Origin of the sequence: Streptosporangium sp. NPDC000509 (assembly GCF_042898365.1) — a bacterium.
In the GTDB taxonomy this organism is placed as follows: Bacteria; Actinomycetota; Actinomycetes; order Streptosporangiales; family Streptosporangiaceae; genus Streptosporangium.
Genome location: NZ_JBIAYX010000005.1, coordinates 39,491 through 57,010, shown reverse-complemented (window position 1 = coordinate 57,010; position 17,520 = coordinate 39,491). Strand labels below are relative to the sequence as shown.

At 65.3% G+C, this 17,520-nt stretch carries 13 protein-coding genes and 1 pseudogene; 9 read left to right on the top strand and 5 right to left on the bottom strand.

Translation table 11 applies throughout. From position 1 onward, the window contains the following. Window positions 1-50: 50 nt before the first annotated feature. On the top strand, window positions 51-3,443 hold the full coding sequence (locus tag ACFY3D_RS11000; protein WP_389977712.1) for a BTAD domain-containing putative transcriptional regulator: 3,393 nt from the start codon (window positions 51-53) through the stop codon (window positions 3,441-3,443). A gap of 189 nt (window positions 3,444-3,632) precedes the next feature. On the opposite strand, the gene ACFY3D_RS10995 is transcribed toward ACFY3D_RS11000, so the two are convergent. Beyond that, window positions 3,633-3,845 (bottom strand): hypothetical protein, encoded by a 213-nt coding sequence (locus tag ACFY3D_RS10995; protein ID WP_389977709.1) that lies wholly within the window; start codon window positions 3,843-3,845, stop codon window positions 3,633-3,635. A gap of 1,057 nt (window positions 3,846-4,902) precedes the next feature. On the opposite strand from ACFY3D_RS10995, the gene ACFY3D_RS10990 reads away from it, so the two are divergent. From ACFY3D_RS10990 to ACFY3D_RS10960, 7 genes and pseudogenes are all read left to right on the top strand, one after another. Further along, complete coding sequence (locus tag ACFY3D_RS10990; RefSeq protein ID WP_389777681.1) at window positions 4,903-5,184, top strand: FmdB family zinc ribbon protein; 282 nt, start codon at window positions 4,903-4,905, stop codon at window positions 5,182-5,184. A gap of 37 nt (window positions 5,185-5,221) precedes the next feature. Then, on the top strand, window positions 5,222-6,478 hold the full coding sequence (gene fmdA, locus ACFY3D_RS10985) for a formamidase (protein ID WP_389977706.1): 1,257 nt from the start codon (window positions 5,222-5,224) through the stop codon (window positions 6,476-6,478). 263 nt (window positions 6,479-6,741) lie between these two features. Then, window positions 6,742-7,234, top strand: a pseudogene (locus ACFY3D_RS10980) (transposase); the annotation flags it as partial. Between the two features lie 739 nt (window positions 7,235-7,973). Continuing rightward, window positions 7,974-9,206, top strand: coding sequence for a hypothetical protein (locus ACFY3D_RS10975; protein ID WP_389977703.1), 1,233 nt, complete (start codon window positions 7,974-7,976; stop codon window positions 9,204-9,206). A gap of 159 nt (window positions 9,207-9,365) precedes the next feature. After that, window positions 9,366-10,628, top strand: coding sequence for a hypothetical protein (locus ACFY3D_RS10970; protein ID WP_389977700.1), 1,263 nt, complete (start codon window positions 9,366-9,368; stop codon window positions 10,626-10,628). Window positions 10,629-10,919: 291 nt separating this feature from the next. Then, a complete protein-coding gene (locus ACFY3D_RS10965; RefSeq protein ID WP_389977697.1) occupies window positions 10,920-11,174 on the top strand; it encodes a hypothetical protein in 255 nt (84 codons plus the stop codon). A 185-nt stretch (window positions 11,175-11,359) separates the two neighbouring features. Continuing rightward, window positions 11,360-11,956, top strand: coding sequence for a hypothetical protein (locus ACFY3D_RS10960; protein ID WP_389977693.1), 597 nt, complete (start codon window positions 11,360-11,362; stop codon window positions 11,954-11,956). A gap of 59 nt (window positions 11,957-12,015) precedes the next feature. On the opposite strand, the gene ACFY3D_RS10955 is transcribed toward ACFY3D_RS10960, so the two are convergent. Then, entirely contained in the window at window positions 12,016-12,657 is a 642-nt protein-coding gene (locus tag ACFY3D_RS10955; RefSeq protein ID WP_389977690.1) for a hypothetical protein, read from the bottom strand. Window positions 12,658-13,150: 493 nt separating this feature from the next. Here ACFY3D_RS10955 and ACFY3D_RS10950 point away from each other — a divergent pair, with 493 nt between their 5' ends. Then, the gene (locus ACFY3D_RS10950; protein ID WP_389977687.1) at window positions 13,151-13,684 is read left to right on the top strand and encodes an HNH endonuclease; all 534 of its coding nucleotides are present in this window, start codon (window positions 13,151-13,153) and stop codon (window positions 13,682-13,684) included. 145 nt (window positions 13,685-13,829) lie between these two features. Here the strand turns inward: ACFY3D_RS10950 and ACFY3D_RS10945 are convergent, their stop codons facing one another. The 3 genes from ACFY3D_RS10945 to ACFY3D_RS10935 all read right to left on the bottom strand — a co-directional run bounded on the left by ACFY3D_RS10945 (window position 13,830) and on the right by ACFY3D_RS10935 (window position 17,297). Next, window positions 13,830-14,480, bottom strand: coding sequence for an HAD family hydrolase (locus ACFY3D_RS10945; protein WP_389977684.1), 651 nt, complete (start codon window positions 14,478-14,480; stop codon window positions 13,830-13,832). A gap of 388 nt (window positions 14,481-14,868) precedes the next feature. Continuing rightward, window positions 14,869-15,840: a BsuBI/PstI family type II restriction endonuclease gene (locus ACFY3D_RS10940; protein ID WP_389977681.1), complete on the bottom strand. Its 972-nt coding sequence runs from the start codon at window positions 15,838-15,840 to the stop codon at window positions 14,869-14,871. Next, window positions 15,837-17,297, bottom strand: coding sequence for an Eco57I restriction-modification methylase domain-containing protein (locus ACFY3D_RS10935; protein ID WP_389977678.1), 1,461 nt, complete (start codon window positions 17,295-17,297; stop codon window positions 15,837-15,839). Before ACFY3D_RS10935 ends, ACFY3D_RS10940 begins: the two co-directional genes overlap by 4 nt. Between the last annotated feature and the right edge of the window lie 223 nt (window positions 17,298-17,520).

Sequence of the window (17,520 nt, the reverse complement as noted above, 5' to 3'; positions counted from 1 at the left end):
GAACCTGAAGACCGACCACCAGGTGAAGCCAGGAAGCGGGGTGGCCGTTGATGGAGTTCCAGGTGCTGGGACCGCTTCAGGTGATCCGCGACGGTCAGGAGGTCTTCGTCGGTGCCGCGTACAAGCCCCGGCTCGTGCTCGCCGTCCTCCTCGCCCGCGGAGCCGGGCGGACGGTCTCGGTCGACCAGCTCGTCACCACCGTCTGGAACGACAGCCCTCCGGCCTCCGCGCGGCGCAACATCCAGCTGTACGTGCACCGGCTGCGGAGCGTGCTCGGCAACGACCGCATCGTCCGGCAGCCGGGCGGATACACGATCGTCACCGGCGACGGACTGGACTCCACCCGCTTCCGTGAACTCGCCGCGGAGGGGAGCCGGACGCTCGACGGCGACCCCGCGCGGGCCGGCCGCATCCTGCGCGACGCCATCGACCTGTGGCGAGGTCCGGCGTTCGCCGAGTTCGGCGACTGCGAGCCGATCGCCGAGGAGGCGGCGCAGCTGGAACAACTCCGGCTCGTCACCCACGAACGGTGGGCGGAGGCGGAGCTCACCCTGGGCAGGCACGGCGAACTGATCGGCGAACTGACCCGGCTCGCGCTCGCGCACCCGTACCACGAAGGGTTGCGCGCCCACCTCATGGTCGCGCTGAACCGCAGCGGTCGCCAGGCCGAGGCACTGGAGGTCTTCCAGCAGACGCGCGCCCTGCTCCACGAGCAGCTCGGGGTGGAGCCGGGCCCCACGCTCCAGCGGCTGCACCAGGACATCCTCCGCGGCGACGACCGACCCCCCGCACCCGAGCGCGCCGCGCCCGCGACGACGGTCACGGCGTCGGACGCCGCCCGTACGACACCGCCGGTGCCCAGAGAACTGCCCACGAACATTCCCGGCTTCATCGGGCGTCAGGACGCGTTCGAGGCTCTGGACAGGATGCTGCCCGGCGGAGCCGCCGACCCGATCACCATCTCCGCCATCACCGGGATGGGAGGCGTCGGCAAGACCGCACTCGCGGTGCGGTGGGCACACCGGGTGGCCGACAGGTTCCCCGACGGGCAGCTCTACCTCAACCTGCGGGGGTATTCGCCCGGAGCGCCGGTACACCCCGCGGACGCGCTCGCCGGTTTCCTCCGGGCGCTGGGCGTCTCGCCGGGACAGGTGCCCGTCGAGGCGACGGAGGCCGCCGCGCGCTACCGCTCGCTCATGGCGGGACGGCGGATCCTCATCCTGCTGGACAACGCGAGCTCGGCGGAACAGGTCCGGCCCCTGGTGCCGGGCAACGCCGGCTGCGCGGTGCTCGTCACCAGCCGTGACCGGCTCACCGGGCTGGTCGTCCGCGAGGGCGCCCAGCGCATCACCCTCGACACGCTCGCCCCCGCCGAGACCGAAGCCCTGTTCGGCCACCTTCTCGGCGCGGACCGCGTACGGGCCGAGCCCGAGGCCGTCGCCAGGCTGGGAGAGGTGTGCGCCCACCTGCCCCTCGCGCTGCGCATAGCGGCGGCGCGCCTGCTGGACCGCCCGAACTTCCCGATCGGGGACTACGTCACCGAGCTGAGCACCGGCAGCCCGGTGAACGCGCTCACGATCGAGGGCGACGAGGAGACCGCCGTCCGCGCCACCTTCGACCTGTCGTACCGGCTCCTGCCCGAGCACGTACGGCGGATCTTCCGGCGGCTCGGTCCGGTCGCGGTCCCCGACTTCACCCCGGCCGCGGCGGCGGCCCTCGCGGACGTCTCCGAGCAGGAGGCGGCGGCGGCACTGGAGCGGCTCACCGGCGTCCACCTGGTCGACCAGCACGGCCCCGACCGCTTCACCGTGCACGACCTGCTCCGCCGGTACGCCGACGACCTCTCGTCCGCCGAGGACGGCGCGGAGGAACGGGCGAAGGCGACGGGCAGGCTGTTCGAGTGGTACCTGTCAATGGCCGGCGACGCCGCGAAGGTGCTCTACCCGGACATGCTCCAGCTGCCCGCGCCCGACGAGATCGTGGCACGGACCGCGACCACCGGCACCCCCGCCACCACGCGAACCGTGACCGTCGACGACCCGGCCGCGGCACAGGCGGCCATCGACGACCCGGCCGCCCCACGAACGGCGACCGTCGACACCACCGCCGCCGCGCGAACGCCGGTCATCGACAACCCCGCCGCCGCCATGGCGTGGTTGAGCGCCGAACACCACAACGTGGTCGCGGCGATCGGTCACGCGGTCCGGTACGGTCCCAGACCCATGGCCTGGCTCCTGGCCGACCGGCTCCGCGGCTATCACAACTTCTCCAGACGCATGGTCGACTGGCTCGCCACCGGTCGCGCCGCACTCGCCGCGGCCCACGCGGAACGGGACCGGCGGGCGATGGCGTCCGCGTTCCTGAACCTCGCCCACGCCTACCACTGCCTCGCCCGCTACAACCGTTCGATCACCTACCTGAACAGGGCGATCGCCCTCAGCCACGAGACGGGATGGACGCAGGGCGAGGCGAGCGCCCTGAGCAATCTGAGCACCACGTTCATGTTCGTCGGGCTCCCCGACGAGGCCACCCGCCCCCTGTCCAGGGCGCTCGAACTCCATGGCCGTCTCGGCTCCGAGCAGATACGCGCCAAGATCCTGAACAACCTCGCGAACGCCTGCAGAGAGTCCGGCCGGCTCCGCGAAGGGCTCGACCACGCCGTCCAGGCGTTGACGCTGATCCGCGAGACCTCGGCACCGAGAGCCGAAGCGGTCGCGATGACCACCATCGGCGAACTCCACCGCCAGCTCGGCCACCTCGCCGCCTCCGCCGACCACCTCACCGCCGCCCTGGTCCGTCACCGGGAGCTCGGTGACCGATATCTGGAGGCCGACACGCTGGCGTGGCTCGCCCTGGTACGCCGCGACTCCGGCCGGCTGGAGCAGGCCCACGACACCGCCGAGGCCGCGCTGGGGATAGCGGTGGACATCGGCGACCGATTCACCGAGGTCCAGGCGATGAACACGCTCGCCTCCATCCGTGACCACTCCGGGAACCCCGAGGAGGCCCTGCGTCTCCACCGGACCGCGCTGGGCATCGCCAGGGAGATCAACGCCCGCCACCTCGTGGGCGAGGCGCTCCTCGCGCTGGGCATCACCCACCACCGCGCGGGCGACCACACCGCCGCCGCCGACCTCGCCGAGCAGGCGCTGGAACTCGTCGGCGAACCCCATTTCCGCGTCGTCGAAGGACGGGCGCTCACCGTGCTCGCCTACGCCTGTCACCGGCGGGGGCTCCTGACGGAAGCCGAGAAGTACGGCCGTCGCGCCCTGGACAACCACCGGGCGACCGGGCACCGGATGGGCGAGGCCCAGACCTGGGTCGTACTCTCCGCGATCTCGCGTGACAACGGCGACACACCCACCGCGGAAACCCAGGAACGCCTCGCCACGGAGTTGTACGCGGAGATCGGGGCCCCCTTCTCGCGGGAGCTGACCGGCTGATCCCGGCGTTCCCGCGCCTCGGGCTTTTCCCGTACTCCGGACCGTCTCCATCCCCTGGGTCTTTCCCGTGCCCTGGGCCGTTTCCGCACCCTGGAGCGGAGAGTGCGCGTCCTCGACGTCGGCGAACGCGGCGAAACCGCGCAGCCGACGCCCTTCCCCGGAGGACGGCAGGCTCTTCACTGGTTCGGATCAGGGACAGATGCCGTAGAGGTAGCAGTCGTCGAAGACCGGACCGGACCGGTTCTCGGCGATGATGGGCCTGAACCAGTCGTACGGGTCGGGATAATCGAGGGGAGGAATCTCGGCGACCGCGCTGTGAGCGGACAAACCGACAACCGCGGTGGACAGCGACGTGGTCAATACGGTCAGCATCGCGAGCGTCGCCCAGCGCTTACGCAACATGATGAGTGTCTCCTTGCTCGACGCGCCGCCAGGCCCCGCCAGCGAAACGCTGCGCCAGAGTACGGAGCATGTGTATATCGGCGGTATATCACCTGCTCAGCGAGGGTTTTCTGGGGAGCGGAACCTTGGCGCGACCTCCCCACACCCGTTTTTCCCGACAAATCCGGCTTTCCCGACAGCGCCCTGGTCCCGTTTTCCGGCCGGGACCTCGAAGCCGGAACCCGGAGCCGGAAACAGTCCGGCGAGAATGGCTCCGACCTGCGGGTCCACGACGGGGACGCGCGATGCACGGCTGTTATACCGCCGCTATACCGGGTCACCGCAGAATCCTTCACAGCACCACGGCGTCGGCTCGGATCTCCCGCAGGACTCGGACCGGCGCCCTCGTGCCGGTCCGGTTCCGCCGCGGGACCCGGACCGGCCACCGTCGTGCCGGCTCGGATCTCCCGCAGGACCCGGGCCGGCATCGGAGAGACAGTCTGGTTTGCAACGGGGCCGCGAACCAGCTGCGATCCACCGCGTACCTTCGGGGTCGAACGGGAAAGCGGTGGATCGGCTGAGCGGACAAAGAAATAGACGGCTCGGACTCTTGAAGAAGTCCCTGGTCCCGTCGTTCCGGCGGGACCAGGGACTTCTCTCCGTGTGGCGAGAGCCGATCGGGCGGTTCGGCGCGCGGCTTGGAGCACATCGGGCCGACTGTCGCTTGACTCAAGGTCGGCACGACGGATGTCGGGCGGCCGGGGTCAACGCCGGTGCCGGACTACCCGGGGAATCTCGCAGGTAGCCGGCGAGGCACCCGCTCCAGGAGGGGCGGTCGGCAAACAGAAATATATTTATGCGTTTATCGCAAGGGAACATATCCTCGCACTTTTGCCCGGAAACCAAGATATCTACCTTACTGTGCGGGCAAGTTGACGGAAGCGAGATGGATTGCGTTCCATTCACGCGTTAAGTTGCGGATACATCCGACTCTGAGACTGTTTTCCCAGGTGACGGCGACAGGGCGGGATGCACGACCGAAGAGGACAGGTTCGAAGTCGCTCGAAGGGCGCACGTTATGACGGTATATGCCTATCGGTGCCCTCACTGCTCCGAAATCGAGGTCGCTTTTCCGATCGGAACCGCATCCGCCGCGGTGCGGTGCCCAGACTGCGGCGCGGTCTCGGCTCGGATGTTCTCGGCGCCGATGCTGGCGCGCTCCCCGGACGCCGTGTCCACCCTGTTGCAGCACGCGGAGCGCAGCGCCCACGAGCCCGAAGTCGTCACGTCCCTGCCGCGGCGCCGCACCGGACGCGCGGTGACCGCCCATCCCGCTACCAGCCGCCTGCCGCGGCCGTGACCGTCTCTGTCTCACAGCGCCGAAAGGAATCCGAACCGTGCCGGAGCTGATTTTCCCGCTCGACTCATCCAGAAGGTTCACCGATCAGGCCAAGATCGGTCACAACCGCTGGCACCCCGAGATCCCGCCTGTGGCATGGGTAAAGCCTGGCGACAGCTTCCGGGTCCACTGTCGGGAGTGGTTCGACGGTGCGATCCACAACGACGACTCCGCCGAGGACATCCGCGATGCCCCGTTGACGAAGGTGCATGCGCTCAGCGGCCCGTTCGCGGTCGAGGGGGCCGAGCCGGGTGACCTGCTGGTCGTGGACATCCTCGACCTGGGGCCCATCTTCCAGGAGGACAGCGGCCCGCTGGCCGGTCAAGGATGGGGTTACACCGGGATCTTCCCCACCAAGAACGGCGGTGGGTTCCTCACCGAGCAGTTCCCCGACGCTTACAAGGCGATCTGGGACTTCTCCGGTCAGGTCGCCACATCACGCCATGTCCCGGCGGTGTCGTTCACCGGCATCACCCACCCCGGACTCATGGGCACCGCGCCGTCAGCGGCGCTGCTGTCGAAGTGGAACGCACGAGAGTCGGCGCTGAGGGCCACAGACCCGGAGAGAGTGCCGCCGCTGGCCCTGCCTCCCGAGCCTCGGGACGCCGTCCTCGGCTCTGTCTCCTCCTCCGAATTCGACAGAATCGCAGCCGAGGCGGCCCGCACCGCGCCACCGCGAGAAAACGGCGGCAACCAGGACATCAAAAACCTCACCCGGGGATCCCGCGTGTTCTATCCGGTGTACGTATCCGGTGCGAACCTCTCGGTCGGCGACCTGCACTTCTCGCAGGGCGACGGCGAGATCACCTTTTGCGGTGCCATCGAGATGGGCGGCTTCATCGATCTGCGGGTCGACGTCATCAAGGAGGGCATGCGGACGTACCGTGTCGACGAGAACGCCATCTTCATGCCGGGCCGCACCGCCCCCCAGTACAGCGAGTGGCTCGCCTTCTCCGGGGTGTCCGTCACCCTGGACGGCGAGCAGCGCTATCTCGACTCGCAGCTGGCCTACCAGCGGGCCTGCCTGCACGCGATCGACTACCTGACGGCGTTCGGCTACAGCCCCGAACAGGCATACCTGTTGCTCGGCGCCGCGCCGATCGAGGGCCGGCTGTCGGGGGTGGTGGACATTCCCAACTCCTGCGCCACCGTCTACCTGCCAACCGCGATCTTCGACTTCGACATCCGCCCCGGCGCGTCCGGCCCATTCCGCGTACCCCAGGGCACCAACGCACCGCACGCCGCCTTCGGCTGACCTCTCCGAGAGCGTTTGGCCGATAAGTAGGGTGTTTTGTGCTTGTTTCTGCAAGCAGCGGAAAGTACAGGGAGTGAAACGTCTGGAGAAGTCGGTACCCATAGTGATCTGTTGTGGATGCGACAGTGATTTACGGCTTTTCTCCTGTCTGGCTCAAAGATGATCTGTTGTGGGTTTTTTGTGGCCGACGGTGGCGCTGTAGTTCGCTGTCGTGACCTGCGAGTTTCCAGGCTCGACGATCTGGTCGGCGATAGACCACTGCCGTGGCTGGGCCTCCCCCTTATCCCAGCGATCTGTCCGATGCCCGCCGACAGCTGATCGAACCCGTCCTGACCGCCTGGCGCGCCCGCCGCCAGGCCGGCACCCCGGGCTTTGGGCGGCCCGCCGAGCACGATCTACGTACCGTCATGAACGCGATCATGTACGTGGACCGCACCGGCGTCCCCTGGCGCTACCTGCCGCGCGACCACCCGCCGTGGGCCACGGTGCAGGAGGTGCTGCGCCGCCTGACGCGACGAGGGGGTGTTCACCGAGCCGAACGGGTTGCTACGCCGCCAGGTACGCCAGGCCGAAGGACGCAACCCCGAAGCATCGGCGTGCGTGATCGACGCGCAAAGCGTCAAGACCTCCACCAACGTCCCTGCCACCGGTCAGGGCACAGAAGCGGCCAAGGAGATCGTCGGCCGCAAACGCAGCATCGCCACCGACACGCTCGGCTTACCGCTCGCCGTCCTGGTCACCGCCGCCGGCGTATCAGCCCAGCCACGTAGTTCGGCGTCGAACGCGACAAACCCACGGCGGCGCGCTGGAAAAGCACTCAAAGCTCCTGGTTCCGACGGCCTGATTGTGATGATCAATCCGCCTACCAGGAGCTTTCCACATTCTTCAGGCGAACACCGAGTCTACGGTCACTCCGTGATCAGCAGACCGTCACAGGGGGACGAAAATCGTTCAATGCGCAGCCGAAGAGCCGGCGGATACCGCGGAAGTCACGCTGCCTCCCAAAAGAGCAGGTCGGCCGATCAAGAAATTCACGTCCCGCGGATCCATGAAGCAGGCTGAAAAGCACGCAGTACGCGACCCAAAACACCCTCACGAAACATCGAGGCCGGTGCGCCAGGCCTACCCGCCGGTAACGGCTTTCTTATGCGCCGGGCCACCCAAGGGCGCCCTCAACCGATGATCGTCGCTTTTCCGTCATGTCCAAAAGCGGACAACTAATGACATGTGCTATTGGCTGGAATTATGACGGCCTGTAAATGTATATCCGCAGGTCAAGTCGCAGTTAGCGCTATCACTTCCCTGTGGGCACAAAGCCGGAAAACCGGCATGCAGCCGATGCTTTACCAGCCACAATAACTAGAGTCAAGTCATTGATTAACCACTTAATACATGGAATACCGGATGCATCCGATCAAGCGTCCCACAGAGGAGTATTCCGGTGGAAATCCCCCCAACTGCCGCAAGATCCCCACGGTCCTTCCGTCGTCTGGCAGTGGCGCTTGGCACCACCCTCGTCCTTGTCGGGATGAGCGCCGGGCAGGCCGTCGCAGCCCCCGCCCCCGCCCCCGCCCCCGTCAAGGACACCACCACCCGGCCCATCGAGCCGGCCGGCGCGATCCCGGGCGGTTTCGCCTCCTGGAAGGACCTGCTGGCCACCCAGGAGAAACTGGTCAAGGCCGCCGACCGCGTCACCGCCGCGGTCAAGGCTCAGGGCGGCGCCGGGTTCGCCGGCATCGTGGCCGCGCCGGAGAACCATGAGCTGCGCGTTTACTGGAAGGGGAACACCCCCAAGCCCATCCGCGACCTGTTGGGCCAGGTGCGCCAAGAGGTGCCCGTCAGCGTCCTGTCCGCCGCCTACTCGGCCCGCGAGCTGGAGCGGGAAATGAACCGCCTGACCCGCACGTCCGGCGACGTGATCACGGCGATCGCGCCGAACGTCGACGGCTCGGGCCTCACGGTATCGGGCGCCGACTTCGGCCTCACCCGCTCGAAGGTCGCCGACTCGGCGGTGCCGGTCACCGTGGAGGCCGGCGTCAAGCCGACGCTGGCCACCCGCTGGGACGACTCCCCGCCCTGGTGGGGCGGCGCGGCCTGGCGTAACGCCAGTACCGGCGGCGGCTGCTCGACGGGCTTCGCCGTCACCTACGGCGGGACGAGCAGGATGCTGTCCGCGGGCCACTGTGGCAACGCCGGTCAGACGGCCACCGACCCGACCGGCCAGGTGATCGGCTCGATCTCGCCGGACAACGACGGCCTTGACGTGCTGCTGATCAACGGCTCCTCCGCGGGCCGGGTCTTCAACAACAACCCTGGCTCCACCTCGCCGGAGTTCAGCAACTCGGTCATCGGCACCTCCAGTTCCTACGTGGGCCTGTGGGTGTGCACCTCCGGCGCGTACTCGGGCACCAACTGCAGCATCCAGGTGCAGCAGGTCGGTGTCACGATCAATGTGGGCTACCTGATCACGGGCACGGTGCGGGCCGAGCAGTCGGCGCGCACCAACGCGGTCGGCCAGGGCGACAGCGGCGGCTCGGTGCAGGTCATCAATTCGGCCAACACCTCCCAGGTGTACGCGGCGGGCGTCAACACCGCGATCGACGGCAGCACCGCGGTGGCCTGCACCGGTTACGTGACCAGCGGCCGCGTCTGCGCCTGGCGGATGTACTACTCGCCGTGGAGCAACGCGACCGCCGCGTTCCCCGGTATCGCCATCGTCCTCGGATGATCGACGAGATCTGATTCGAGCGATCAGGGACCGGCGCGCAGGCGCCGGTCCCTGATCGTCGCCCGCACGCGGCCGGCCAGACCCCAGCCGACGTGGACGAAGTACTGATCGGCCGTCGCTTGCCGGAAGTGCCGAGGTCGTCGCCTAGGAGGATCCAAAGTGCGCACCCCCCTGAGAACCCGCAGGTCAACTCGATTCCGTCACCTGGCCACGGCGGTCGTCGTCATGATCGCCGCCGCCGGGACGGGCACCGCCCAGGCCGCCGGCGCACCGGACCCGGCCAAGCCCCGGACCACGGGATCCGTGGAGCACACCGGACCGGTGCCGGGTGGCTACGCCTCGTGGAAGGACCTGCTGCTCGATCAGCAGAAGATGGTCAAGGCCGCCGACCGGATCACCGCCGCGCTGGCGGACGACGGCGACGGCTACGCGGGCGTCATCGCGGCGCCGGAGGACCGCGAGCTGCGCGTGTACTGGAAGGGCAAGCCTGCCAAGGCGATCAACGACCTCGTGGACCGGTTGCGGCGCGACGTGGCGATCAGCGTCCTGCCGGCGCGGTACTCGGCGCGTGAGCTGGAGGGCGAGGCGAATCGCCTCATCCGGGCAAACCGCGATCTGATCACCTCCATCGAGCCCCTTCAGGACGGCTCGGGCCTGAAGGCCACCACTGCCTCGGTCGGCGCGACCCGCACGGCGATCTCCGGCGCGGCGGTGCCGGTCACCCTTGAGCACGGTGTGCAACCCAAGGTGGCCAGCCGCTGGAACGACAGCCCTCCGTGGTGGGGCGGTTCGGTGTGGGGCACTCCGTCACCCGCCTGCACGACCGGTTTCGCGGTGACCTACCAGGGCGTCCCCAAGATGCTGACCTCGGCGCACTGCGCGTCGGTCGGCCAGACCGCTGTGGACCCCACCGGCCAGGTCATCGGCACCGTCACGCACAGCAACTCCTCCCGTGACGTGCTCCTCATCGGCACCAACGCCGGGGGCCGAGTCTTCAACAACCCCGTCGGCAGCGTCGCCACGGAGTTCAGCAGCAGCGTGATCGGCACCACCGGTTCGATCGTCGGCCAGTTCGTCTGCACCTCCGGCGGCTTCTCCGGTACCAACTGCACCATCAAGATCATTGCGGTCAACGTCACGATCAACGTGGGCTGGCTGATCCAGGGCACCGTCCGCGCCGAGCAGCAGGCGTTCACCAACGCGGCCGGCGGCGGTGACAGCGGCGGCCCGGTCGAGGTCACCAACCCGGCCAACACCGACCAGGTTTACGCCGCCGGCACCATCGCCGCCACCGACTACGGCACCCAGGTCCCCTGCACCGGCTACCGGCCCACCGGCCGCGTCTGCACCTGGCGCATCTACTACTCCCCGTGGAGCAACGCGACCACGGCGTTCCCCGGCATCGCCATCATCCCTGGATGACCGACCTGACACCTTTCTGAGTCGAGTGATCGGGACCGGGGCCAAGGCTCCGGTCCCCTTTGTCGTTCCCCCCAACGCTTTCGTTTCATCGACTCCCGCAGGGAGGACCTCAATCCGGCCGGCAACATATTCACGGAAGACAGCAACCCGGTGACCGGCACTCAGAATTTCCACGTCGGCCTTCTCGTCTGCCCCTCCAGCGCCTATTCCGAGACCAACTGCAACATCCGGGTCATCACGGTGGGTGTGACTCTCAATATTCCGAGCGTCCCTGGAGGATTTTTCTTCGGCATGGTCCGGGCCGAGCAGCGGACGTTCACCAACGCGATCAGCGAGGGCGACAGCGGCGGCCCGGTCGAGGTCGTGAACCCCGGCGGCAACACCCAGGTGTACGCCGCCGGTGTGGCCTCCGCCCACGACAACGGCACCTCCGTACCGTGCACCGGTCATGTGAAAGCCGGCCGTACCCGCGCCTGGCGCATGTACCACTCCCCGTGGAGCAACGTGATCGCGGCCTTCCCTGGAATGACCATCGTCACCGGATGATCGGCGAGCTTGGGTGGGACATGCGATGACCGAAAGGGATCGGCGCTCAGCGCCGACCCCTTTTTCGCGCCATGAGCCGATCGTTCCCCGGAAACGGCGGGTCATCTTTTCAGTCCCGGTTCGAACGCATCCCGTCCGCTTTTCGTTCTAACTGTTTGTCGGACAATATGATCGGAGGCGTCCTCATGAATGCGAGGAATCACATCCGCACCACGGCCACCGTCCTGGGCGCGACCCTCTGCCTGGCCACCACCACGGCGGCATGCGCGACTCCCGGCGGCGACACGGCCGCGCCCCCCGAAGGCCCCACGCCCTCCGTTCCCCACCTCACCGCCGCGAGTTCCACACCCACGGGCCAGGCCGAGGCGCCCTTCCTGGCCGACCGCGTCAGCGAGTACCTACGCCGGACCTACCCCGACCAGTATGCCGGGATAACCGTCGACGGCTCCAAGCTGATCGTCTACCGCGTCCCGTCCTCCACCCTGGACAGCGCTCTGCGTAGCAGGTTCCCCGCCGCCCCCGTCGAACTTCGTGACGCTGCCCACTCCGCTCGCCGCCTGGAGGCCCTGGCTCAGCGCATCACCGACGACATCGACTACTGGACCCGCAAGGGGGTCCCCATCACCACGGTGGCCGCCCGCTTCGACGGCGCCGCCGTAGAGATAGGCACCACCGACCTCCGAAAGGCAACCGCCGAACTCCCCGAACGCTACGGCCCCGTCCCCCTGCGATTCACCGAAGCCTCCCCCACCCTCCTTCTCCCCACGACGACCTCAACCTAGCCTCGGGCTTTCACCTGGAAGGTTTGCGTAAGTCGATTCAACGTTGACTTCGAGACCGTTTACTGGGCGTCCCGCAGTTTTGGTACCGCCACCCTCGCGGCCCGCTTGCTGAGGCCGGGATCGAACGTCGCAAAAAAACCGTCGCTCACCAGCAGCGTGACGGTGTTCTTGACTCTGATGAGCACAACGTCCATCGCGTGGACCGGACTGATTTTCGCCTCCGGGACCGTCTCGCTGTACCTGATCCCATACACCCAGTCCCCGAGTTTGCCGATGGAGAGCTTGGTGATCCTCTCCCTGACACCGTCGGCACTCGTGTTGCCCCTGGTGCAGTCACGAACCATGACCTTGCCCACCGTCTGCCAACGAGCCATCTGGGCGGGAGTGCCGCTTATGGCGAACTGCTTGACGCCCGACGGCTTGCCCTCCTCGTCGATGAAGACCGCCGCCTTACTTCCAAGGAGGGGTTTCAGCGCCTTGATAACCTTCACGCACTTTTTTGTGCGGGCCGTTTCAGAGTCCAGCGCCTCGCGGTTGCGCTTCGAGTTGGGGGTGTAATCATCGCCCAGGTCCTCAGGAGTGATGAGGGCGGCGCGCAGCTGGGCCGAAGCCAGAGGCTTGACGGGGGCTGCGACCATGGCGGGAGCGGTGGAAGCCAGCAGAAGAGCGGCGGCGAGGCCGCCTAAGATCGCGGGGGGCATGGAACGGCATCCTAGAGTTTCTCGACCCAAACGATCAATGAGCGCCATGAGGCGGCGCAGGTTGCCGATATTTCCCATGCGCACGATCGGGACGCGACACGACAGAGGCCCTCCCGGACGAACCGGAAGGGCCTCTGACTCGGGAGCCGCCTTGGGGAATCGAACCCCAGACCCCTTCATTACGAGTTAGATCACGACCGTCCAGGGCCGTCCACAGCCGTCTTCCGGGCCTGCTCGGGCGGGCTTCATGAGGTCCCTCAGTCCACGGTCGTCCAGGTCCGTCCAGACCCGTTGTTAGCATCCGCGTTAGCAAGATCACCATTCGCGTGGCCAGTCGCCTGGCCGATTGCCGCTGAGCTTCCCCCGCAGGATAGACACCTCGCCTGAGTTGGCCTTGTGTCGGCTGGGAAGGAAGAGGCGCGTCGCCAACTACCCAACTAATGCGAAAACCGGCATTTCAGAGGGTGTCGGTTGCTAGCCATAGAATTACTGCATGCCCAACGGACGCCCCGCCATCCCTGCTCAGCTCAAGAATGATCTCCTCATCGAGGCTGGCCACCGCTGCGCCATCCCTGCGTGTCGGGCGGCGGAGCCATTGGAGTTCGAGCACATCAATGATTGGGCGAAAGTTGGAAGGCACGAGTTTCACAATATGATCGTCCTGTGTCGCAATTGTCACGGACGTAAAGGTAGCGGCCCCGGCAAGATCGATCGGAAGGCGCTTCGCCAGTACAAGGCCAACCTGGCCGTTGTAAACGGTCGTTATGGCGACTTGGAGAGACGCATTTTGGACTACGTGGCCGAGAACCCCGAAAAGACCATCATTGGCCTGCCCCCTTACATTGGCTTCCTACTGTTGTATTTAAAGAAGGATGGATTCATCAAGAAATCCGACCCTAAAGGAGACTTCTACACGCGCACTCAGGGCGTTTTCTCCCTCGAAGTCCCAATCACACAGTTCTGGGAAGTGACCGAGGCTGGCAGGGAATTCGTTGAGCGGTGGAAGCAGGCCCAGCCACTCATCTGAGCTTCGGGCAGTTCGTGGTGAACGAACCCCAGAGTTATGAGCTTCTCCTGCAGCCTGGACACCGTTGAAGAACAATGTGATTCACTCAGCCATCATCCAAGGCTGGCCACAGCATGTCTCCTCGGGCCTACGCACAGCCGCTCGATCACCGCTCGGCGTGCAGGATCTCCAGGGCTTGGAGCACGTCAGTGACGACATGATCAGCGTTGTGATCGTGGTCGGGCCACGTGCCTCGGTCGACCCAGATCGTACGCAAACCGGCTGCGCGTCCTCCGCCGATGTCGGCAACGAGGTGGTCACCGACCATCCACCCCCCATCGGCCAGAGCCACGCCACAGCGCTTGGCCGCGACCTCGAACAGATCAATGTCGGGCTTACGCATGCCGTCGACTCCTGAGAGCGCGTAGGCGTCGACGGCCTCGGCCAGTCCCGTCCGCTGGATCTTGCCGAGCTGGTTGTCCGCGGTGCCGTTGGTGACGATCGCTACCTTCCAGCCGGACGCGCGGAGTCGAGACAGCCCGTTCATCACCTCGGGTCGACAGCGAACGAGGTAGGGCATGCGCTGGCGGTAACGGCTCCACAGCTCATCGACCGACACGGGCAGGGCGAAGCGGTCACGAACCTCGGTGAAGAAGATCTCACGGTGCGGGTAGCCGGCGCGATCGAGAGAGAGCAACCAGTCAGCCGCCTCGCTCTCCAATTCGTGTTCCTCAGCGAATTCCTCGGCCCATACCTGGAATGCATCGTCCAGGTTGATGAGCGTGTTGTCCAAGTCGAAGAGCACGAGTTGCTGCACGGCAACCCACCTTATGAGGGAATACTTGATCCCGAGACACCCGCATTAGGAGAACGCGGGTTGACTCGGCCATATGGATAGGTTTACCTGCTGAAACACGGGCACGGGCTCATGCGGATGGCTTGATCATCCCGTGCATGTCCCGCGTCGCCCACTGCCCACGGTCACCGCGTCATCCGGTGGCAAGCCGACCCGGAGCGCAGGGCCGCTAGGCCCGAGCACCGGAAGCGGTGCGGCAGCATTTCATTACGAATCACATGAACAAGATCCATATCCGTCCAGATCAGTGCTAGCGCCTCGTCGATTGCATCCGGCGACACCAACATCGCGCCCGCACCAGCCAGTCATGCGCTGCCGCTCCGATATCCACAAAAGTCTAGCTGTCGCGCTAACCTTCGTAAGGGCCGAGGAAGCGTGAGCCATTTAGGTGAATCATATGATCAGGGTCGTCCGCCACCCAAGATTCAGTCTCCCAAGCGAGCTCGGGGAGCCACTGACGCATCGCCTCACGATTCTCGAAGCAATTTACAAAAATGAGTCCCGCTACAGGATTTGCGAATATCTCTCGTAGGGTACGGTGGCGCTCATCATCGAACGGACCCTTGCTTTTTACAGCTTCCATAAGGAAGAGCCACTCACGAACTTCGTCATATAGGACGAGGTCCGGCATTCGCCCATGGGGATCAAAAGTCAGCCCAAACCTCTCCTCGAAAATCCTTTCCTCGAAGAGAGCGTGCTTCCCCCGGGTATCTCCGAGGTAGAGTACCTTTGCGTCGGGCGCAAAGCGCGGCACAAACTCCTCGACCATTTTCTTCAGCAACGGATTCTGCCCAGCAGGAGAGAGTAGGAACGCTTCCCCGTCAGGCAGATCAACAGAGATCATCGCGGCGTGGAGGGCTTCCGCCCGCGCTTTAACTGCCTCCGACGCTTCATTGAGAAAGCTCACAAGAGCGTTCTCGAACGTGTCCGTGCCATATGACCTGACTGCTTGAACCGCCTCGTCGGACAGGCAGTACTCGTTGAGTTGCGAGTTTGTGGCGATATTTAGGTTGTCCGGGTTAAGGATCGCGAATCCGTTATCAACCCACTGACGCAGGGTCTTCTTGCGGAAATCTTCCCGACTACCGGTGGCGTAGGGCTTGGCCCAGTGCGCGCCAGACCAGTCCATGATCTTCTGCACACCGAGACGCGGGGTGGTCGAGTCGGCCCAGCGGTTTCCCGGCTTCAGGCCAGCAAGCGCGAGCAGCGTCACCGCACTGCGGACATTGTGTCGTTGTGCGTCGAACCCGAAGCTCTTCAGCAGCGCCCGTGCGGTGTCGATGGTCGCTACCGTCTCGTCGATGTTGTTGCCGTCGGTCACGCGGTGGAGTCTGGCATCTCCGAGAAGAGTTTGGCTACCACGGCATCCAACGCCTCCTGGTTGGGCAGGCCATCAGGTGCGGTCTTGGCGAGAAGAACTAGGTCCTCACGAGAGGGGAACGGGAGGCGCCGTAGATCTCCCGCGTTGACCTGGGTATGGCCCGAGAATGCTCGGAAGTATCGATCCAATACGGTCGAGTTAAGCCAGAGCATAAGACCGCGGGCAAGGTTTATCTCAAGCGGATTATTCGATTCATGTAGATAGTTCGTCTTGTTGTCAAAAGCGACTCTACTGGGTCCATCCCAGAGCGCAGCAATGATACGTCGAGGATCCTCCTTCGCAGTTTGCCGTTTTACGACAACATACGGGCCTTGAGGGAGGAGTTGACGGATTGCAGCATCGTCGAGGGCTACGAATCCCTGCGGCTTTCTCGCGTTTACTTGCGGCCATTCGATCCCGCCAGATCGAATGTTTGACTGATAAATCATTGGGGTGACACCGAGGGCATCGAGGTTATCGGTCAGGTATTGGCGATTGCGAAAATCGACCACCTTTCCCGTGCTGACGTCGATGCCGAGGTCGGACAAAGTGAATCCCGCAGCCGAGGGCACTGATGCTCCTTCGACAAAGTGTACGACTTTGTCGTCGTCTTTACCTTGAACAATCGCGGAGAACGGCACGGAACGTGCGATGGGATCCTCGTCGTGCGCAACCGATTTTGAGAGGATCACGTTGGAATCTTGAGGCCTCAAACTGAAAACGACAATGACGTTTTCCTGCTTTACCCTCGTGTCCGCGAATATCTTGGTACGGCTTTCGAATTCATGGAGCATGTCGAGACTTGCGGTCGATAGTAGCCAGTGACGGAATGGACGATAATAAGTCCCGTTTGCCCATGAGCGGGGAACGATAAACAATCCCTGCCCGCCCTCCTTGAGTGAAGCGACTGCCCGTGCCCAAAAGGCCACGTAGACGTTGGGGGTATCGACGGCGCGCGCTGCCGTTGCAAGCCGTGCGGGCGAATCTGCGGAAAGTTTTCCATACGGCGGATTGGCGATCACGAGGTCGAAGGGACCATCCAACTTGGCGCCCTCGTCAAGCAAGTAGTCACCCTCGACCAGGTCGTAGGAGATGCCATAGGCGGTCTGGCATTCCTCCAGAGTGGCGCGCAGGTAGGGCGTGATGAAGGGGTCGGTTTCCACGGCCACGACGTGGACTGCAACGTCGGGGCGCTCGGCATGCAGTCGAGCAACGAGTGCGGCGGTCAGAGACCCGGCGCCAGCGCCTGGATCGAGCACCCGGACTGTGCCGCTGAGGTCGTCGACTCGAAGCATTGAGGCCATCAGCGTGGCGGCCTTCACGGGAGTGAAGAACTGCCCTAGCACCGCTTGAGTACTCGGGTCTAGTTTGCCGAGAGCAGCTTGGCGCCGGGTCTCAGTGCTGGTGAGCGGATCCACGCGTAGAGCGTAACGGCTCAAAGTGCGGAGCACACTGACGGGCTACACAAGACAGTGAGGCTCATCGAAGGGCTCACTGGCGGGCGGAAGTGTGGTCGCTAACTACGCGAATACTCGATGTCGCATACCAACTGGCAGGTCGTCTTGGTGCCGACGGCCGAGTTCGCCCACATCGCGCACAGGACGATTTACCGAGTCAGTGGCCGCGAGTCCAGAGGGCTCT